This window comes from Paenibacillus sp. FSL H7-0323 (assembly GCF_038002725.1).
Lineage (GTDB): Bacteria > Bacillota > Bacilli > Paenibacillales > Paenibacillaceae > Paenibacillus_AQ > Paenibacillus_AQ odorifer.
This window is the reverse complement of sequence record NZ_JBBODB010000001.1, coordinates 6,783,675-6,804,573: the sequence shown is the minus strand read 5'-3', so window position 1 is coordinate 6,804,573 and position 20,899 is coordinate 6,783,675. Positions and strand designations below refer to the sequence as shown.

General features: G+C 45.4%; 13 protein-coding genes and 1 other annotated feature. Of the genes, 5 read left to right on the top strand and 8 right to left on the bottom strand.

Going from position 1 to position 20,899, the window contains the following annotated elements; translation table 11 throughout:
- Positions 1 to 58: 58 nt before the first annotated feature.
- The gene (gene pheS / locus MHH89_RS30220; RefSeq protein WP_076126387.1) at positions 59 to 1,093 is read right to left on the bottom strand and encodes a phenylalanine--tRNA ligase subunit alpha; all 1,035 of its coding nucleotides are present in this window, start codon (positions 1,091 to 1,093) and stop codon (positions 59 to 61) included.
- Positions 1,094 to 1,153: 60 nt separating this feature from the next.
- Positions 1,154 to 1,439 (bottom strand) — a binding site (T-box leader).
- Positions 1,440 to 1,704: 265 nt separating this feature from the next.
- Between pheS and MHH89_RS30215 the strand changes: the two genes are divergently transcribed.
- From MHH89_RS30215 to MHH89_RS30195, 5 genes are all read left to right on the top strand, one after another.
- Positions 1,705 to 4,266, top strand: a complete 2,562-nt coding sequence (locus tag MHH89_RS30215; protein ID WP_076281088.1) for a hypothetical protein — start codon at positions 1,705 to 1,707, stop codon at positions 4,264 to 4,266.
- 24 nt (positions 4,267 to 4,290) lie between these two features.
- Positions 4,291 to 5,682, top strand: a complete 1,392-nt coding sequence (locus MHH89_RS30210; protein ID WP_341088748.1) for an efflux RND transporter periplasmic adaptor subunit — start codon at positions 4,291 to 4,293, stop codon at positions 5,680 to 5,682.
- Entirely contained in the window at positions 5,679 to 6,377 is a 699-nt protein-coding gene (locus MHH89_RS30205; protein ID WP_076135911.1) for an ABC transporter ATP-binding protein, read from the top strand. Before MHH89_RS30210 ends, MHH89_RS30205 begins: the two co-directional genes overlap by 4 nt.
- Entirely contained in the window at positions 6,374 to 7,546 is a 1,173-nt protein-coding gene (locus MHH89_RS30200) for an ABC transporter permease (RefSeq protein WP_139330124.1), read from the top strand. Before MHH89_RS30205 ends, MHH89_RS30200 begins: the two co-directional genes overlap by 4 nt.
- A gap of 413 nt (positions 7,547 to 7,959) precedes the next feature.
- Entirely contained in the window at positions 7,960 to 9,573 is a 1,614-nt protein-coding gene (locus tag MHH89_RS30195; protein WP_076281090.1) for a sensor domain-containing diguanylate cyclase, read from the top strand.
- A gap of 61 nt (positions 9,574 to 9,634) precedes the next feature.
- On the opposite strand, the gene pulA is transcribed toward MHH89_RS30195, so the two are convergent.
- The 7 genes from pulA to MHH89_RS30160 all read right to left on the bottom strand — a co-directional run bounded on the left by pulA (position 9,635) and on the right by MHH89_RS30160 (position 20,245).
- Complete coding sequence (gene pulA, locus MHH89_RS30190) at positions 9,635 to 12,022, bottom strand: type I pullulanase (protein WP_341088746.1); 2,388 nt, start codon at positions 12,020 to 12,022, stop codon at positions 9,635 to 9,637.
- Positions 12,023 to 12,403: 381 nt separating this feature from the next.
- Positions 12,404 to 14,116 (bottom strand): phosphoenolpyruvate--protein phosphotransferase, encoded by a 1,713-nt coding sequence (ptsP, locus tag MHH89_RS30185; RefSeq protein WP_076126376.1) that lies wholly within the window; start codon positions 14,114 to 14,116, stop codon positions 12,404 to 12,406.
- Entirely contained in the window at positions 14,109 to 14,384 is a 276-nt protein-coding gene (locus MHH89_RS30180; protein ID WP_076126374.1) for an HPr family phosphocarrier protein, read from the bottom strand. The genes ptsP and MHH89_RS30180 overlap by 8 nt, the downstream gene beginning before the upstream one ends.
- Before the next feature lie 98 nt (positions 14,385 to 14,482).
- Positions 14,483 to 16,552 (bottom strand): glucose-specific PTS transporter subunit IIBC, encoded by a 2,070-nt coding sequence (gene ptsG, locus MHH89_RS30175; RefSeq protein WP_076135917.1) that lies wholly within the window; start codon positions 16,550 to 16,552, stop codon positions 14,483 to 14,485.
- 265 nt (positions 16,553 to 16,817) lie between these two features.
- On the bottom strand, positions 16,818 to 17,696 hold the full coding sequence (glcT, locus tag MHH89_RS30170; protein WP_076126370.1) for a glucose PTS transporter transcription antiterminator GlcT: 879 nt from the start codon (positions 17,694 to 17,696) through the stop codon (positions 16,818 to 16,820).
- Positions 17,697 to 18,107: 411 nt separating this feature from the next.
- Positions 18,108 to 19,709 (bottom strand): flotillin family protein, encoded by a 1,602-nt coding sequence (locus MHH89_RS30165; RefSeq protein ID WP_339190219.1) that lies wholly within the window; start codon positions 19,707 to 19,709, stop codon positions 18,108 to 18,110.
- Positions 19,709 to 20,245, bottom strand: coding sequence for a hypothetical protein (locus MHH89_RS30160; RefSeq protein ID WP_042186148.1), 537 nt, complete (start codon positions 20,243 to 20,245; stop codon positions 19,709 to 19,711). Before MHH89_RS30160 ends, MHH89_RS30165 begins: the two co-directional genes overlap by 1 nt.
- Positions 20,246 to 20,899: the final 654 nt, after the last annotated feature.

The following is a 20,899-nucleotide window of genomic DNA, read 5'->3' as shown; positions in this document are numbered from 1 at the left end:
TGTGGGAGAACGCTCCAAAGCCATTCTCCGCCACTATCAGCCAGCGCGCCCACAAAAACTAAACGCCCTTGAATTGCTTCACAAAACTCATGTCATTACTATAGAAATGTCGGATGTCATCGATGCCGTATTTAAGCATTGCAATCCGCTCTACACCCATTCCGAAAGCGAAGCCGCTGTACTCAGCAGGATCATAGCCACCCATTTTCAGTACATTTGGATGCACCATACCTGCGCCAAGGATTTCTAACCATCCGCTTTGCTTGCATAGTCTGCAGCCATCGCCGCCACATTTGAAGCAGCTTACATCTACTTCAACACTTGGCTCAGTGAATGGGAAAAAGCTCGGACGAAGACGAATGCCTGTATTCGGTCCAAACATCTCCTGCACAAATTGTTGCAGGGTGCCCTTCAGATCACTCATTCGAATGTTACTTCCAATGACCAAACCTTCGATTTGGTGGAACTGGAAGGAATGCGTTGCATCATCATCATCACGGCGGAATACTTTACCCGGGCAGATGATTTTTACCGGAGCTTCACCGTTCATAGCCTGCATAGTACGAATCTGTACCGGCGAGGTTTGTGTGCGCATTAACAGGTCATCCGTTAAATAGAAAGAATCCTGCATATCACGTGCCGGGTGATTCTTAGGCAAATTTAGAGCTTCAAAGTTATAATAATCGGTCTCTACTTCCGGGCCTTCAGCTACACGGTAGCCCATGCCGATAAAAATATCCTCAATCTCCTGTACGACTCTGCTAAGCGGGTGAATGCCCCCTTGCTGCATACGGCGACCCGGTAAGGTTACGTCTACTTTTTCAGCCTGCAGACGTTGCTGGGTTTCCTGCTCTTGAAAAGCCTCCTGCTTCGCGCCGATAATCTCCTCAATAGCACTGCGAACCTGATTCGCTACTTGCCCGATTACCGGACGTTCCTCAGCACTAAGTCCTCCCATACCGCGCAGAACCTCTGTAAGCTCACCTTTTTTACCGAGATACTTCACTCTTAGATCATTTAGTACCTGCGGATCCATAACCTCCTGCAGCTTAGCCAGCGCTTCAACCTTCAATGCTTCCAACTTCTCTTTCATGGCCGTGTACAGCCCCCTTCAATCATTGTCTAGTTCAACAAAAAAAGGCCTTTCCTCCCGGTAAGGGACGAAAAGACCGTGGTACCACCCTTGTTAGACAAGCTGATCTGTTCCCCTTAAGAGCTTCATTCCCTCTTTTGGCTGGACAGATACCTATCTCACTTTATACAGAAATAACGGTCTGTGACCGGTATCCCCTACCCTTCCCTATTAGACAGCTTAAGGAATTCAGGGAACTGCTCCGGAGTGAACTTCGACAGCTCTGCTTCTTAGAAACGCTCTCAATCCGCGGCGTCTCCTCCCTGTAAGTCAGGCACTGTGTACTCTTCTCCATCACTGCATTTCACAATTCATGCTAATTGTCAGGTATCTCTTTACTACAAGAGATATGTCTCTTTATTATATGCAAAATCTGTCGTTTTGACAAGCTGGACAAAATTAGGCTAATTTTTATCTTCTTTTAAGCTGGCTTTAAGCTTCAGAGCCATTTTTCCAACTTTTTTTCAGCTAACATTCAGCGGGGCTTGATAATTTCCATTACTAGGAAGGCTTGCTTATCCACTCGGGTGCACCTTCGCAGACTATTAACTATCCTATTGGGAGGAAATCAAATGCATGTACGGAGAATAAAAGTAGCCGCGGTGCTGCTAAGCACAGCTGTACTTAGCCAATCTGCAGCGTATGGTGCTCATACCGCTTGGGCCGGGACTACATCCACCAAAATAGCAACAACAGCTTCCGTATCCGCTCTGGATAAACTAGGCTCCATAGCCTTGAAGACTAACATCAGCGCAAAGCTGACGGATGTCAGCTTATTAACTCAGGATGGCGGAAATATTCTTACATACACACTCAGCTACTCTAATGGAAGCAACGCTAGCCTCAATCTGGTGGACTTTTTCTCCAAAGTAACTACTAGCGGCGGTACAGTTATTCAAGGAAGCCCTATTACCAGCAGTGCAACCATCAAATCCATTGCCGCGAAAAGCAGTCAATCTATCACCTACTATGTAAACATCGGCAAATCCACCTCTTTAAACGGGGTCAAAATTTCATTGTACGGATGGGACTTCAACACCACCGATTATCAAAAAAAGCTAGGGAACTTCACCGTACCAACAGGATATTCACAAGCTGTCGCCAGAGGGCAGAGTAAAAAGATCACCCTAAACAATCTCCCTGTAACCACCAAGGCAGAGAGCCTGCAAATTTATAAATATAACGGTAAGGTCTATGCCAAGGTTGGCGTTAGCTTCACTAATCAAGGAACCAAGGTACTCAGTGATACTGGACTTAAAGGATACCTCGCTTCCGCTGGAGGATCTGTATTTGAACTCGCACTTGATGACACCAGCACCAGCTATAAAGTACAGCCTCAGGAAAAGAAGACGATCTACTATTTGACGGAAATCCCTTCTTATATGAAGACAGACAACATGGCGCTGCAATTTGCCGGAGAAGATGCCTCATTAAAAATAGCTTTGCCGGTTGTCGCCTACAATCTCCCCGCTGCAACAACACCGGATCTTGTCGTAGCCAGCAATGTCACGAAGAAGCTTACAATCAGCAATAATACAGTCGAAACACAGTTGAAAACGGCTAACGTCTATGCTGACAATGGCAACGCAAAGTGGACACTACAGTTCCGCATCAAAAATAGCGGCAACAAAGCGGTGAATGTGCCTGCCTATGAACTTGCTATTAAAGCCGCTGAAGGGTATAGCTTTCCGGTGGATACGAAGGATTTTGCCAGCCTAACATTGAAACCGCTTGAAGAAAAGATTATTGAACTCAGCGCAGATGTACCACTCACACTCAATCAAGGAACATTGCAGCTGCAAATGACTGAGCCGGCTGCTGAAGGCAAGATCATTTTTCCTACCGCCTATTATCAGATCCCTTACACGCTGCAAACTAACAATTGGCAGGACACGGAATACCCCATTGAGAACAGTCACGGTACATTTGTTGTCAAAATTGCAAACATTCAAAGACTCCCTTGGTCCGACAAAGACCAGATCGTAGCTAAAATCAACATCCGCAACACTAAATCAACCTCTGTTCAGCTTCCTGCGCTTACAAGTGTCGTCAAAGCTGGAGAAAGTGACATCAGCAGCACTTCCCAGGTTGTCTCAGAAAGTACGCAAACCATCCTCGGTCCAAATGAATCGGCTGCTGTGTATGTCGTAGCCAATGTTCCTTATAGCTATACTTTCAATCAATTAAAAATCACCCTGCAAGAAACTTCAGGTGAAAGTAAGCTTAACTTCCTTTCTCTAAGTACTACCCAACTGGACAGCCGGGTACAGAGTGTTGCAGCTGAAAATTCTTTCCATCTTGAGCTTGAAGGTAAAAAAGCGGAATTACTTGTACGCCGGACCCTCGTGTACCCAGGTACAGATTCAAATCTCTTGTACACAGAACTAGAAATGAACAGTGAGGAATCGCGTAAATCCGAACAGGCTCAACTCGTAGCCTATTACAAAACACAAGACAATCAATATTATGAAGCCGAAGTCACCCAGTCCAAAACCTCCACCAGTCCTAACGGAAAAAGTCTGGTCACCCTCTGGAGTAAGCTCCCTCTCGGTATAGATCCAGCGAACCTTGTCCTATACATCGGGGAGGGTGTTTCTGAAGGCAAGCTTACCGCTCCTGGCGGTCAATCGACGGGTTATATCAATACGGTATCACTTGGACTGAACCAGCTGGGAGTGGAGCCCAAAGGCAATCTTTTGAACGTGGAAATGTTTCCTTATACCCTATCCGTTACAAATGCAGTCGCCACCGTCACCGCTGGTAAAGATACGCTCAGCACTGCACTAACCTACAACATGTCAGCCAGCACGCTTTATGAATCAGGCACCTACGAGCACAAACTGGTGTTGGAGCTGATTGACCCCTTAGGACAAAGCATGGAAAAAACATTAACACTTGGCACAGATCTACAATTAGGTAACTTCAAGTCGTACACCACAACCTTCACAAGCAGCCTGTACAAAACACTGGGTGGCGGCGCAATCCGGTTGAATCTATACGACGAATTCCAAGGCCATCGAAATCTGCTGGGAACACAAACCTATGTCGTCACTTATCAGGCGGCATCAACGACTTCGAACAGCAACTCTACTTCTGGCACAGATCCAGACACCAGCAATACATCCGGCAATTAATATGATGAGCTATGGAGGATAGAAATGAAGAAGAAAAAAATAGTGTTCTGGACTCTTGGAGTAGTAGTAGTTGTAGCAACAGCAGGAATGCTGGTTTATACATTGTTACCTGATAAGAACAGTCAAGCCGCTGAAGTGCCTGTTAATACAGCTACCGTTACAAAGGGCGATATCGTAGTTAGTGTATCCGGAGCCGGCTCCGTGATTGCTACAGAAACTGGTAAAGTAAAAACGAAGGACAGCGGGACCGTAGCTGAGGTTCTTGTCAAAGAGGGCGATCTCGTGAAAAAAGGCCAGACTTTGATTACCTTTGAAGGCAATGATCTGAGTGACAATCTCAAGCAGGAACAAACTTCACTTGCCTCACTTGAGACCGATCTTGAGGACAAGCAGGAGCAATATAAGAAGCTGGCCGTATCAGGTGCAGCAGAAGATGAGCTGGCAAATGCCAAACGTTCGATTGAAAAGGCCAAAACCGACATTTCGGCGCAACAGGAAAAAATAGCTTCTGTCCAAGAAGATATGCTTCCTCCTGATCCGTTAACGGCTCCTATTGATGGAACTGTAACGACAGTTAATATTGCAAGCGGCGAAAAAGCCATGGACGGCTCTGAACTCATCGACATTACCGATTATGCTAATTTAAGTGTAGTTGTGCAGGTGGATGAGCTTGATATTCCTACTGTAAAGCTAGGGATGCCTGCCACTATTTCATTGGATGCTCTGCCTGATACGGAATTCAAGGGAACGGTTACGAAAATAGCTAATGAGGGCACCGCCTCAAACGGTGTTTCCCTCTTCGATGTTACCATAGGTCTAACAAGCTCCGAAGGTGCTCTTGTTGGAATGTCTGCGGAAGTTTCAGTAACCACTGCTGAGAAAAAGGATGTATTAACAGTACCTATTGAAGCTGTACAAGAAAGAAACGGAAAATACACAGTTTCTATTCCTCTAGCAGCGGGTTCAGCCGCAACTTCCAAAACTGCTGGCGAGGGCCAAGTACCAATGCCTAGCGGTGCCCCTGACGCTCGCGGTGGCGCTATGCCCAGCGGGGCTCCTGACGCCCGCGACGGCGCTATGCCCAGCGGGGCTCCTGACGCTCGCAGCGGCGCTGCCGGTGGAAGAAATCGCGGCAATAGCTCAGGACAGATGGTCACTGTCGAAGTGGGTCTCCATGATGAGAGCAGCATTGAAATTGTCAGCGGACTCCATGAAGGGGACCAGGTGATCATCCCTACCGTAATCTCTACGAAAACCGGAACAACCAGCACGGAAACGGAAACTAGAGGTGGTATGGGCGGTATGGGTGGCGCTGGCTTCGGCGGCAGTGGCTTTAGTGGGGGTGGCGGCTTCACCGGAGGTGGCGCTGGTGGTATGGGCAGCGCACCAGGTGGTGGCGGAGGTGGCGGCAGATGAGTGCTTCAGCACCTCTGATCGAAGTTCACGACATGTCCCACGGCTACACAATGGCCGGAGAAACCATGACGGTCTTAAATAGCCTTTCCTTTACAATTGATCTGGGGGAGTTCGTAGCTATTATTGGTCCCTCCGGTTCTGGTAAATCAACACTCATGAATATGCTTGGTTGCCTCGATATCTCCGATGAAGGAAGTTATCTTCTAGATGGACAAGAGGTTCGCAAGTTATCCGACAATAAGCTCGCAACGATCCGCAATGAGAAGATCGGCTTTATCTTTCAAAATTTCAACCTGCTCCCCAAGCTGTCAGCCATTGAAAATGTGGAGCTGCCATTGATTTATCGTGGCCTCCCCCATCGGGAAAGAAGACAACTAGCACAGGAAGCACTCATTAAAGTAGGGCTAGAGGATCGGATGCATCACCGCCCTTCTGAGCTTTCGGGAGGACAGCAACAGCGGGTAGCGATTGCCCGGGCTATGGCGGGATCTCCCCCTATTCTACTCGCCGATGAACCAACCGGGGCACTGGATACGCGAACGGGGCAGGAAGTCATGCAAATGATACGTGAGTTGAATAAGCAAGGACATACCATTATCCTTATCACACATGATCTGGAAATAGCTAAACAAGCGGAGCGGATTATTCGTATTCAGGATGGCAACCTCGTGGAAGATCGGAGGAATGCGGGGTGAAATTGTACCAAAGCATGCGAATGGCCCTGAAGAGCATCAACAGCAGTAAGGTTAGAGCTTTTTTAACGATGCTTGGGATTATTATTGGAGTCTCTTCGGTCATCATTCTTGTTTCTGTTGGACAAGGAACTACTTCACAGATCACAGAGCAGCTAAACGGACTAGGCACAAACCAACTCACTGTAAACATTACTGGCCGTGGGGCGACTACCTCTCTCACCTATGAGGAAGCCCTTGCTCTAGGGGATATAGAGGGTATAGCAAATGTAGCTCCTGTGATCAGCGGCAATGCTACAGCCAAGAACAAAACGGACAACGTTAGTGTAACTGTAGAAGGAATCACCCCCTCTTATGAGGAGGTTAAAGATTTTCATGTACAGGCGGGCCGCTTCTTACTTGATATTGATAACGAATACCGGCAAAAGGTAGCGTTGATCGGTTCAGGTACGGCCGAAGATTTATTCGGTACAGACAATCCTGTAGGGCAGAAGGTCCAGTTAAACGGAATTAGCTATAAAATCGTTGGGCTTTTAGAAACAAAAGGCTCCAGTCTAAGTGGTTCCAACGACGATATCATACTCATTCCTATAAGCACTGCAGAACGCCAATTAAAAAGTAAAGGCGTCCGTTCCATCACCATTAAGACAACTTCAGCAGATACTGTAGCAGCTGCAAAAGAAAAACTGGAAAGTACGCTTGATGCTAAATTCAATTATGCGGATAATGCTTTTAGTGTGTTTGATTCTCAGGAAATGCTGGAAACTGTCAACTCCACAACAGATACACTTTCCATGGCGCTTGCAGGCATAGCAGGCATCTCACTTTTTGTCGGCGGCATCGGAATCATGAACATCATGATCGTATCTGTCAATGAAAGAACACGTGAGATTGGTATCCGTAAAGCAATTGGTGCCAAAAAATTCGATATCCTCGCTCAATTCATGATTGAATCCATCGTGCTCAGCGGTTTGGGTGGGGTGCTTGGGGTCGGCATTGGTATCGCGGGCAGTTGGCTGCTGGGTAAATACTCTGCACTTACAGTTTCCATTGCTTGGGATATGGTACTGATTTCTTTTATTTTCTCCTTACTCATCGGCGTGATTTTTGGAATGATGCCTGCGAACAAAGCCGCACGACTTCGCCCCATTCACGCACTGCGTAACGAATAATGAATGATTAGCTGTCCTATAGTCATTAAGATGACTAAGGGCAGTTTTTTTCAGCAGCTGTAAAAGGTATCATTTATGATCGAGTTGGGTAATAGGAACCATCGGTTTGAATATAGATAATTCAATAGGCCCATACACTAAACTTTAAATTTTGTCTTTTTGATTATTATCTGAGTAAAGATTGCTCTATAAGCAGCACGTCCTATATACTTGATATACTAGAAACTACCATTTACTCACACGTACACTTTCCTATGTTTTCCCACTATGTATACAACACCTCTTTTATCCCAAAAGCACCTTCAAACATCAGTGAATGTATTAAATTACGCCTGACCATAGATTGCGTTCTGCAGGTTCTACTTAAGCAGCAATAGATTTTCTTAATCATCTTATACAGGGAGAAGATGACTGTGGCAGGATTCTTTGAGTTCAAGGTAACACGCAAACTATTCTATGTCTTCGCTGCAATCTCCGTCCTTCTGGTTGGGATCAGCGTCGCCTCGCTACTCTATTTAAATTACACGATTAATAGATTGTCAGATTCTCTTTATGATGATATATATCAGAACTCTAAGCTTATACTGAGCGCGGATCGTGATCTGCATCAAGCCGCTGTAGCCTTGCAAATCGCAATGGGTCCAAACCTAACAGCCGCAGAAGGTGAACAGTTCACTAAGGAGTTTATAGATAATAATCTTCAAGCGGAGGAACGAATAAGTGTAGCAAGATCAAATATCAACGCTATAAAAAACCCTTACAGTGATATAAAACAAAGTGGAATTATCCTTTCCGAATTAAAAAACGAGCTCAGCTCCTTCGAAACTACCATTATCAAATGGAAAAATTCAGGGTATACGCTAATAACAGAACGGACGAAGAGCAGCTGGAACCCAGATTCATATTCTGCGCTCACCCTAAACTCGCAATTCAATGAAGCTAGGGCACATCTCGATCAAGCAGAGGACTTGATTGGCAACTACGCCTTGCAAGTAACGGATGGATTTGGAGATAAAAAAAGCGCTTTGTTCTCTCTTTATTCACTCCTCTTATTTGTGTTTCTCCTAGTTATTATTTACCTTGGACGCAAAATCATCTGGCTCCAGAATGAAATGCTGGAAGAACAAACACTTTATCAGCTTATCGGTGAAACCATGTCTGATTTCATTATTTTGACGGATCCCAACGGGTTGATTCTATATGCTTCTCCCTCACACTCCAGTATTCTAGGTTATGTGCCTAAAAAAGGAGATCCGTTATCCAACTACATACGTGAACCGGAAATTGCCTGGGCTAAATTAAAAAGTGTTGTTCAGGGAACTCCGCGTATTTCTGAACTGCGCATGCGCGGAGCAGAAGGCCAATGGGTATGGCTTGAAACTAAGGTGTCACCTGTTCTCGGCAGTCGTAAATTCCCAGCACAATTTATGCTGTTATCTCGGGAAATTACCCAGCGAAAACAATACGAAGAACGACTACATAAGCTAGCCTTCTATGACCATTTAACAGCGATTCCCAACAGGGCTCATTTCAAAATGTATATGGAGAACCTTATCACCCAACCCGAAGGACGGAGGCAAAATATTGCGCTTGCCCTGCTGGACTGTGATAGATTCAAGCAGCTAAATGATACCTTAGGCCATCTGGCTGGAGACGAATTTCTTCAGCTGCTCTCCCGTGAACTTCAGCATACGGTTAAAGGAATAGGTCAGGCCTTCCGGATCGGCGGAGATGAGTTCGCAGTTGTACTGCATCGATTCACTTCTCCAGAGATGCTTGATGAAACACTACAGCGGTTACTTAAACTGTTCAACAAGTCTTGGTCTGTTGATAACGGGTCCAGCTTCCATACCTCCGCGAGTATCGGAGTCGCTTTATTTCCTGAACACGGAAGCAGTATTAATGAACTGCTGCGTGCCGCCGATTTGGCGATGTATCGCTCCAAAGACCATGGTGGCAATAAAGCCAATCTCTACTACGAGCTTGTGGACGAAGGGTTAGCTAACCAGACCATTGTAAAACCATAAGAGCAAATAAAAAGCTGTCTCAGGAAAAATCAACCCTGAAACAGCTTTTTTTGTATGGCCTCTAACTGCTTAACCGAAGATGATCTTCTGAAATTTCGTCAATCTCCTGATCACGATCCCGAACTAAGACCTTGGTTAACTCTCCATTCGTAGAACAATCAATGAAACGGTCTCCGTCCCCATCTTTTTCTTCCCAATCATTAAGCCGCAAAATATATCCGATAGTTTGGGTATCTGGCAGCACTTCGATGCGGGCTACTGCACGCCCGTTCTCCATATAACGGAAATCGCATTGTCCATCCTGGATTCCTGTATCCCAAACCCAAAGATTCCAGCCTTGGTAATTCTGATCTGGGCGTTCATAGTGTATTTCGATAATTTTAGAGCGTGGGGCTGGCTCACCACATTCATCATAAAGGACCATCATCGACAACCCTTCCACCTCTACCTCATTGCCTTCGATTCTGCGGATGGCTTCTATCCCGGCACGGGTATGGTCTACTACTACGTTCCAACTATCAGCAACCTCAGGAAGTGATACCGACATCCGGTCATTATTAGCATTGAAGACAACGGTAATATTGTTCCAGAGATCACCTCCTGCATGGCTTCTAAGCAGATACGATACTATTCCGCCATCACAACGCAGAAATTCTAAGGAGCGTTCAATTTCCTGGCGGCCATGCAGACGAAATGCCGGATGTGTACGCCGCAGCTCGATCAGACCTTTATAATATTGAAATACGGGCTTAAATGCACTTTTCATATTCCAGCGGATCGAGTTGACCGCATCACCGCTGCGGTAGCTGTTATGATCTCCAAATTTACTGCGCAGGAGCTCATCTCCAGCATGCAGGAAAGGAATCCCCTGCGAGGTCAGAATCATTCCGTTAGCAAGCAAGGATCGACGTATAGTTTCATTACCGAGAATATTCTCCTGATCTACATTCACGTATGGATTGGCAAGGGCCACTGCCTCTTCCAGATCTTCGTTATCCATGTTAGCGATTACCGGAAAATCAGCTTCCTGACTCCCTCCTTGAACGATAAGCATCTTATCCCATAAATTCAAATTATCATGGGCAGTTACATAGTTCACCGATTCCACAGGCGAGTCCGTAAACTCATGAATTGCTCCTTTAATTCCGGCTGCAATAGCACCTTCTTTGCCGTATTCGCCTGTCACGAACCCTCTTCCGAAGCCATCACTATCCCCTTTGATCGCTGAACGGAAGTTATCGTTGAAGACAGCATAGCCCTTGCCCCGCTGTACACCTTTTAGCGTTTTAGTGGCCAGCGGAGAATCTCCACCCGTCCAAGGTTCACCGTAAAGCAACAGATTCGGATTCACTTCTAGCCGAAGCTCTTCGGTAATCTCCCGCATGGTAACACTGTCCATCAGTCCCATTAGATCAAACCGGAAACCATCAATATGATATTCCGAAGCCCAATAAGATAAGGAGTCCTTAATAAATTTACGGACCATCGGACGTTCTGTAGCCAGCTCATTGCCAACCCCGGAGCCATTCGACAAACGTCCCGTAAAATCGCGGCGATAGAAATAATCTGGGACAAGCGGCTCAAAGGGGCCATTCTCAACAGCATACGTATGGTTGTAAACGACATCCATAATTACCGCGATCCCGCGGCTGTGTAAGGCCTGCACCATCTCTTTAAATTCACGAATCCGCAAGCCAGGATTGGCAGGATCGGTGCTGTAAGATCCTTCAGGTACATTATAATGCTGGGGATCATACCCCCAATTGTAGTCCACATTAGCTATGGAGGAACCCCGATTGACCACCTTCAGCTCATCCACGGTCTGAAAATCAAATACCGGCATCAGATGTACATGGGTAATCCCTAATTCAGCCAGATGATCAATCCCCACTGTATTTCCTGCCGAATCCTTTAATCCAAATTCGGTAAATGCTTTGAATTTACCCTTATAATGCATACCTGAGCTCTCATGCGAGGAGAAGTCACGAACATGCAGTTCATAAATCACTGCGTCGGCAGGATGCTGTAACGGAGGCGCTACATCCTGATCCCAATGTTCTGGATTCGTATCCTGCAAATTAACGATTGCTGATCTTAAACCATTTGCAGATACCGCTGTTGCATAAGGATCTACTGCTTCCGTCACATTTCCATCTGCAAAAACAGCACGGTACATATAATATTTCCCTTTTAGATCACCTGATAACTTGGTCTGCCAGACTCCACCATTACTACGCTGCATATATACAATACGTCCATTGTCCATAGCACTCTTAGGTGACTCAGTATTCAGTTGATGCCCACCTGTTTCGTACAGTACTAGGGACACAGCAAGTGCCGTAGGTGCCCAGACTTTAAATACACTGTACTCCGTTGAATACGTCAAGCCTAAATCCTTGCCCTCGTAGACTTCCATCATCAATTCTGCATTTATATAATTTTTACTCATGAATTAACACCATCCTATGGCTCCCCACCTAACCCTGTGGGGTTGCTTATAAGTCCATATATTACCAATTCATTTCATATTAATACTTGCACAGCGCTGCAAGTCGGCAAATGGAGTATAAACTTTCTATGGATCCTTACTATTATATGTACGACATATTTATAGGTTTGGGTTCCTTATCGACTTTATGCTCATTACTAATACTATCGGTATAGACATCTGCGCAATAAAGAAAATAAACAGTGAACAGTAAATGAGGTCGAATTACAGAAAATTATAGGTTAAAAAACATAAAAAAGCCGACCTCCAGCCATCGGAAGTCGGCAATAGTAGTTGGAAAAACAGTAGAACGCTAAAACGGATTAATGCATGCGTAAAAAGTTACTTAGCGATACTTTGAACAAGCGCAGCGACTTCTTCAGCCGTGCCAAGCTGCAACGCTTTTGCAGCCAAATCCTTCATGTCGGCAGCCGACAATTTAGAAATTTGACTACGCGCTGGCAAAATGGAAGTTGCACTCATGCTGAATTCGTCGAGACCAAGACCCAGTAGCAGCGGAATAGCTGTTGCGTCACCAGCCATTTCACCACACATCCCCGTCCATTTACCTTCTGCATGGGCTGCATCAATTACATTTTTGACCAAACGCAGGATGGCTGGATTGTAAGGCTGATACAGGTAAGATACCTGTTCATTCATACGGTCCGCAGCCATTGTATATTGAATAAGATCATTCGTACCGATACTGAAGAAATCAACTTCCTTAGCAAACTGGTCAGCCAGTACAGCAGTTGATGGAATCTCAACCATTATGCCAAGCTGAATGTTGTCTGATACTTCCTTACCTTCTTCCCGAAGCTTAGCTTTCTCTTCGAGCAAAAGATCACGTGCAGCACGGAATTCACCAAGCGTAGCTATCATAGGGAACATAATGCGAAGATCCCCGTGAACACTTGCTCTTAGTAATGCGCGTAATTGAGTACGGAAAATATCCTGACGATCCAGGCAAAGACGGATCGCACGGAAACCAAGGAAAGGATTCATTTCCTTCGGAAGGTCAAGATAAGGCAGCTCTTTATCGCCACCGATATCCAGGGTACGTACGACTACCGGCTTACCCTTCATGTTCTCAAGTACAGTACGGTAGGCGTTATATTGAATTTCCTCAGAAGGCAGCTTATCGCGACCCATGTAAAGGAACTCAGTGCGGTACAGACCTACACCTTCGCCACCATTCTCAATGACACCATTCACATCATTTGGTGTACCAATATTGGCAGCTAGCTCAACATGTTTACCGTCTGCTGATACTGTAGGTTCGTCGCGAAGTTTCTTCCATTCTGCGATTTGCAAGTCGTAAGCTTCCTGCTTGCGAGTGTACTCTGCCACTTCAGCTTCGCTAGGATTGATCAGAACGTCTCCGTTCAGACCATCGACAATCACCAAATCGCCAGAATTCACTTCTGACAGAACCGTTTTAGTTCCAACAACCGCTGGAATTTCCAAAGAACGGGCCATAATTGCAGAGTGAGAAGTCCGTCCACCGATGTTCGTTGTGAAGCCTTTAACGAACTTACGATTAAGCTGTGCTGTATCCGATGGTGTTAGATCTTGAGCAATCACGATTACTTCTTCACTGATTTCTGCAGGACTTACATAATGAATGCCCAGCAGGTGGTTCAGCAAGCGCTTGGTAACATCACGCATATCAGCTGCACGTTCCTGCAGATAGGCACTCTTCATATTTTCAAACATCTCAATGAATTGCGTAGCCACTTCGTTTAGCGCATAGTCCGCGTTAACCGATTCCTCACGGATTTTATCAATTACAGGATTGATCAGCTCTGGGTCATCAAGAATAAGCAGATGTGATTCGAAAATCTCAGCCTTCTTCTCCCCCAGCTCTGCCAAAGTACGCTCTTTAATCGTTTGCAGCTCCACTCTTGATTTGGCGAGTGCATCATTCAACTTAGCGACTTCTGCTTCAGTATCACTGATACTTGTCTTCGTAATCGTATAATCCGGATGTTTCAGGATAAAAGCACGGGCTACTGCAATCCCTGCTGAAGCCGCGATTCCTGAAATCTTATTCATGGATTTCCCCTAGCCCTTCTTTAATCATTACTTCTTGAAGAGCGTTCAAAGCTTCTGCTTCTTCGCTTCCTTCAGTAATCAAAGACAAAGTATCTCCAGCTTCAAGACCCAATGACAATACGCCAAGAATGGATTTCAAAGTTACTTTTTTACCTTTAGCTTCTGCATATGCTTCTGTACCTTTGAATTTTGTTGCTGTATTTACCAAGGCAGTTGCTGGACGTGCGTGAATTCCATCTTCATCGACAATTCTGAATGTTTTTTGCATAATATTATCCAACTCGCTTTCTGTTATTAAAGTATTTTAAATTTATAGTGAAAGCTTCGCTTCCTTGTATGAACAAGGAAGCATCGGCCCTTGCACTTTTACTGAATCGTAATGATGTCTTGGTCTCCTATAGAAACCTTACCCGGCTTCTTCAATGTTACAGAAGAGCCTTCTGGTAAATTAGAGAAAATAACAGGTGAGATTACAGAAGGTGCATGTGCTTTTACATACTCTAAATCCACTTCCATAATCGGTTGTCCAGCCGCTACAAGATCGCCCTCTTCAACTAATACCGTGAAGCCTTGACCTTTAAGCTTAACCGTATTAACCCCAATATGAACGAGCACTTCCTTGCCTCCGTCAGACATAATACCGATGGCATGTTTGCTCGGGAACACGTTAAATACCTTACCGTAAACCGGTGAAGCAATCTTCCCATCTTCGGATAGGAACGCGAAGCCGTCGCCCGTCATTTTTTGGGAGAATACTGGATCTGGCACCTCTGTGATATCCAACAATTCACCGTTTACTGGAGATACGATATCTTCCTTGATAATCGCTTCACCAGCTTCACCTGCCTGTTGTTCTTCTTCTGGCTCTGGAGTAACCACTACTGGAGCTGCTGAAGCTGCAGGTGTCTTTCCGTTAATCACATCTTGAATCTGCGATTTAATCGTATCTGAACGTGTGCCAAAAATCGCTTGAACGTTATTACCCACTTCCAGCACACCTGATGCACCAAGTTTCTTAAGACGGTTCTTGTCTACGCCTGCCTTATCTTTAACTTCAACACGAAGGCGGGTAATACAAGCGTCTAGATGAGTGATGTTTTCTTTACCACCTAGAGCGGACAAAATGTTCCGCGGTAGATCATCACCGGCTCTGGAGACAGACTCCGTATTCACTTCTTCTTCTTCATTCGTATCTTCTTCACGACCCGGTGTCATAAGATTGAATTTCCGAATTACAAACCGGAAGCCGAAGTAATAAATTAAGGCAAGGACCAGACCTACCGGAATGACCAGCCACCAAGCTGTACGGTTCGGGATAATACCGAAGAGCACAAAATCGATAAAGCCACCCGAGAATGTCATGCCGATTTTAACATCCAGAATATGCATAGTCATAAAGGACAGACCTGCAAACACAGCATGTACAGCGAACAGCAACGGAGCCACGAATAGGAACGAGAATTCGAGCGGCTCAGTAATCCCTGTCAAGAACGATGTCAATGCCGCGGAAATCATCAAACTTCCGACGATCTTTTTATTCTGAGGTTTAGCTTCATGATAGATAGCCAAAGCCGCTGCTGGAAGACCAAACATCATGAATGGATATTTACCTGTAGTAAATGTCCCTGCTGTGAAGTCTACTCCATCGCGAAGCTGCTGCATGAAGATCCGTTGGTCACCACGTACCAATTCTCCAGCTTTATCAACGTAGGTACCAAATTCATACCAGAATGGAGAGTAGAAAATGTGATGCAGTCCAAAAGGAATGAGCGAACGCTCGATCGTTCCGAAGATAAACGCTGCAAGCGTTTTGTTCGTATCAATCATACTTTGTGACACATAGTTCAGACCATGTTGAATAGGTGGCCATACTATTGTTAGTAACAAGCCCAAGATTAGAGCTGTTACCGCCGTCATGATCGGTACGAAACGTTTACCTGCGAAGAAACCCAGGTAAGAAGGAAGCTCAATTTTGAAGAATCGCTTGTACATGGCCGAAGCCAATATCCCGACGAGTATACCTCCAAACACCCCTGTTTGCAGTGTTGGAATCCCTAATACGCTGGCATACGAGAAGTCGCCTTGGCTCAGGACGTAATCATTAACGCCAATAACTGTACCCATCGTAATGTTCATTACGAGGAAACCGATAATGGCAGCTAGACCCGCAACACCTTCACCGCCGGCTAAACCTATCGCAACCCCCACCGCGAAGAGTAAGGCTAGATTATCAAATACAATTTGTCCTGAGTTCATCAATACGTTGGCAACAGCCTGAACAACATGGTTCTCCAGTGCTGGAACATATTGCAGGAAGTCTGGGTTTACCAGCATGTTTCCTATTCCAAGAAGCAAACCTGCCGCAGGCAGAATAGCTACTGGAAGCATCAGAGCTTTACCAACTCTTTGTAAAACACCAAACAACTTTTTAAACATTTAGGTTACTCCTTTCATTAATTTCACTAAAACAGATGCCAAAAAAGGCATGAGCAACACAGTATAGGAGTTGTAATCTAACGCTATCGTTAGATTGCCCCAAGAAGGGGGTTAACAACCAAAATACTGTAATTCACTCATGCCTGATCGAATCAGTTACACGCTCGATATTCTGTTTTGTTGATGACAGTGAACATTGTAGCATCGTTTTTTTTAAGTGGCAAGCGTTTTTTTTGAAACCATGATTTGTTACAACTTTTGCACTTTAAGGAGCTTCACCATTCTTGTCCATATCTTGTTCGTCCACTTTTTTCTGGGCAATACGCTGCAGGTGAATCGTCAAATAACTTACCTCAGCTTGATACACGGGAATTCGCACACGCTGTTCGATAATTTTTGTTAATTTCCAAGCCAACGAATACATCTCAGGATACTCCCGTTTCATGAGTCCATCCAGGGTTGAGGTCTCTTGTACCGCCTCTCCGCGGCGTAATCTTTCTAGAACGAATCGCAGATGTGTTACCAGTCTTGAGTAATCAAGTGAATCACGTGGGATTCGATAGTCCAGATAATTCTCGACTAACCCAACCAGCTCTCCAATCAAGAGAGAATGTTGTCTAACCTCGGAAATTTGCCTATTACTAAGTGCGCTGACAATATGAAGAGCCACAAAACCTATCTCATCCACCGGCAATTCCACGCCCATAGCCTCATTGATCCGTCCAATCGCATATTCTGCCATCTTATATTCCTCAGGATAAATCTCCTTAGTTTCATACAAAAATGGATTATGAATTGGGATATCTTGTTCGAAACGACGGATAGCAAAGGAAATATGGTCGGTAAGTGCAATGTGAATATGCTCATTAAGCGGCTGACGGCTACAATGCATAATATGTAATACTATTTCTTGAACGACCTCAATCAACTTCTCATCCACTTGGGGAAGAAGCTGTTTATATTGTTCCTGTTCCTCCTGGCTGCGAAGAATAAACATCTTCTCCACGGAGGATAGATTAATCTGATCCCGCAGCTTGCGGTTAAACCCTATCCCTTTACCGATAACTACAACCTCGGAATATTGAGGATGCTGGGCAATGATAACGTTGTTATTCAACACCTTCGCCACTGTTATGCTACTCATTTTTGACACCTCTTTTATTTCTAAACACCTAACTTCCAGCAGCATACGCAATAAGAAATCGTACGATGAATACAAGCTTTGCTACCATCATAACACCAAGAATTGCATATTAGAAGAACACTCTGTGTCCTTACTAAGCTAGTAGATCAGAGTGAACAGCCTTAAAGGCTTTTATTTTACCTGAAAAAATCTTTAAACACCAGTGAAAGCGTCGATGTCTATATATACAATAATTCCCACGGGATGCCGATAAGCTATAAAGCTTCATCAAAAATCACCTGTAAACGCATGAGCTTTTTATCATGTTGTCTAATTTAGATCAAAACAGATCAAAACATAAAGATTAAGGTATGACCAGCAGCTTTGCCAGTCATACCTTAAGTAAATTAAAACCATATAAATTGCATTAAACTATTTTTCCTTTTGTTCAGGCACAGAAGTTAAAGTCTCGCTGGCCGTACTAGATGTTGCTGATGGCTGAATATAAGTTGCAGGTGTAGCTGGTACAACAGGTGCGACTGGTGCGACTGGTGTAACTGATGCTCCTTTGCTTCCGGAAGCTTTAGAGGTCAACCCCTTGATCAGTGCCTCTACATCAATCCCTGAGACGCTCTTCAACATCTCTGGAGCGGTGGACATTAGCTGAGTCACATAATTGCTGACCCGGGCTGCACCTTCCCCGTTACCTGTATCTACAACGGTAAGTTTATCAATAGATGCCAGCGGCTTCGCAATTTGGCCAGCCAAATCAGGCAGCATTTTGACGATGATATCGAGCACCGCTGCTTCGCCGAATTTCTGGAAAGCTTCCGCCAGTTTCTCTTTGGCTTCTGCTTCCGCTAGACCACGCAACCGGATAACCTCAGCATCCGCTGTACCTTTAGCCAGCTCTGCATCCGCCATCGCTTGACCTTCAAGACGCTTCTGCTCAGATGTCGCTTTAGCTTGCGTTTCAATACTATATTGCAAGGCATCTGCCTCACGCATTCTCTTCGCCTTATCGGCTTCCGCCGCTTGCTCTACTGCATAACGATCCGCTTCTGCTTTTTTCTTCACTTCAGCATCATACTGCTTCTCGCGAACTTGAATTTCTTTGGCTTGCAAATCGATTTCACGTTCCTTACGTACCAGCTCAACCTTCATCTGTTCTTCAACAACGGTCTGCTTTGCACGTGCCTCTTGAATATGATAAGCCTGATCGGCTTCCGCTTTCGCTGTATCCTGATCCCGTTTAAACGCAGCCACCTTAAGCTGGTTTTCCTTGGAGGCTTCGGCAATATTCGTATCCCGCAGCAGCTCAGCTTTTTGCCCTTGCTCTTCTGCGTTTGCCTTTTGAATTCTCGCATCCCGCACTGCTTCTGCTTCAGCGATCTCTGCATCCCGCTTCACAGCAGCTATCCGCGGTTTACCCAGTGCCTCTAGATATCCATGTTTGTCTCGCACATCCTTGATGGTAAAGGAAACAATTTGCAGACCCATTTTCTTAAGATCACGTGCCGCCACGCCTTGAACCTCTTGCGCAAAGCGGTCACGGTTACGATATACTTCCTCAACGGTCATCGAACCGAGAATGGCCCGCAGATGACCTTCAAGAACTTCTTGTGCTTCGCTCTTCAGTGCTTCAATCGGTTTGCCCATAAATTGCTCAGCAGCTGTCGCCACATCTTCCGTTGAGCTACCCACTTTAATGATCGCTACGCCGTCGGCAATAACCGGAACCCCTTGTTCGGTGTATACTTCCGGGGTCGTCACATCGAGTTTATGAGAAAGAAGCGACATAAATTCAGCCTTCTGAAAGACTGGGAGTATAAAGGCCCCGCCCCCGCGTACAATCTTTATTTTACGACCAGAACCATCGTCTGAAATATGATTTTTCCCCAAGAACGACCCCGTTACGATCATCCCTTCATCGGGTCCAACCGTTTTGTAACGTGCCCAGAATGCGATACCTAGCACAAACAAGACAGCAACGACAACAGCAGGGACTAACAAATACTCAGGAATACCGAACATTAAAGATCCACTCCTCTTCTCTTTTCGAATTCTGACACCAATGCAACGCCTTCTCTAACCTCCACTACAACAACTTTAATCCCTGCCGGAAGCAGCTCATGATCAAAGCTTGCTGCCGTATGCAGGCTATTGCCGGCGCCAAACTTTACCATAATCTCACCATAACCAGTGGCGGGAACAGGAATTGTGATTTCCCCGATCTTGCCAGGCAGATCACTCATTGAGAAACCATTGGACATTTCGCTTTTTTCCATGGGCTTAACCACCCCTAGATACATAAGTACTCCCAAAAAAGCGGCGGCTAACAAAGACAAAGCAATGATCGCCCCAGCTTCCAGAGCGCTGTACCGGGTTAGAAGAATGCCCGCTCCGCCGAACACGGTTATTCCTCCAGCCAGTACGGTGGGATTCAGAAAATCTACGGATACGAAATCAAAGACCCCATGCAAGGCATCTCCGATCACATCGCCCACCAGGACGCTGACTATGGCAAATATGACGCCTAGCGCCAAGCAGCCTAAATACAGCGTTTGCATTTTTGTTTCCTCCTGTCTTCAATCAGGACTGTCATATTACATTAAACGTACAAAGTAGGTCCTTGGTTTCACAATCTTTGGATATTCACCCAAATAAGTTCCATTCAGAGGATAAGCATGCTCACATTGGCACTATTTTATTACATGTGCTGGGGCTGTCCTAAAGGCCGTTCAATAGTTGGTGGAGCACGGATTTTTGTTGGTAACACTCTCGCACGTATGAAGAGGCTATGTTGCTTTCGCGCCTCGGCACCTCGGCCTATCGGACTCAGCAGACCCTATTCGCCGATTTATCCGACATTTGGTATGCTATCGGACCGCATAGTCCCTATTGGCATAAAAACCAGCAAATATAAGACCCTTTCGGAGCAATAGTGTCTCTGGTGTCCGAAAGTTTGCTCAAAAGGCTGAAAATTCGCATATAACGTCAGCTGGGTCCGTAGGGTAGGCGTGTATTGGTAGAGGAATCAGTCGTGTGGGGATCTTACAAACCCTAGTTGGTTGGGTAACACTCTCGCGCATATGAAGAGGCTATGCTGCTTTCGCACCTCGGCCCATCGGACTCAGCAGACCCTATTCGCCGATTTATCCGACATTTGGTATGCTATCGGACCGCATAGTCTCTATTGGCATGAAAATAAGCAAATATGAGAC

Coding starts and splice junctions, on each gene's coding strand:
- MHH89_RS30180 (WP_076126374.1), bottom strand. CDS start 14,384: ATGCAAAAAACATTCAGAATTGTCGATGAAGATGGAATTCACGCACGT.
- MHH89_RS30160 (WP_042186148.1), bottom strand. CDS start 20,245: ATGCAAACGCTGTATTTAGGCTGCTTGGCGCTAGGCGTCATATTTGCC.
- pheS (WP_076126387.1), bottom strand. CDS start 1,093: ATGAAAGAGAAGTTGGAAGCATTGAAGGTTGAAGCGCTGGCTAAGCTG.
- pulA (WP_341088746.1), bottom strand. CDS start 12,022: ATGAGTAAAAATTATATAAATGCAGAATTGATGATGGAAGTCTACGAG.
- MHH89_RS30165 (WP_339190219.1), bottom strand. CDS start 19,709: ATGTTCGGTATTCCTGAGTATTTGTTAGTCCCTGCTGTTGTCGTTGCT.
- MHH89_RS30215 (WP_076281088.1), top strand. CDS start 1,705: ATGCATGTACGGAGAATAAAAGTAGCCGCGGTGCTGCTAAGCACAGCT.
- MHH89_RS30205 (WP_076135911.1), top strand. CDS start 5,679: ATGAGTGCTTCAGCACCTCTGATCGAAGTTCACGACATGTCCCACGGC.
- glcT (WP_076126370.1), bottom strand. CDS start 17,696: ATGAGTAGCATAACAGTGGCGAAGGTGTTGAATAACAACGTTATCATT.
- ptsG (WP_076135917.1), bottom strand. CDS start 16,552: ATGTTTAAAAAGTTGTTTGGTGTTTTACAAAGAGTTGGTAAAGCTCTG.
- MHH89_RS30210 (WP_341088748.1), top strand. CDS start 4,291: ATGAAGAAGAAAAAAATAGTGTTCTGGACTCTTGGAGTAGTAGTAGTT.
- ptsP (WP_076126376.1), bottom strand. CDS start 14,116: ATGAATAAGATTTCAGGAATCGCGGCTTCAGCAGGGATTGCAGTAGCC.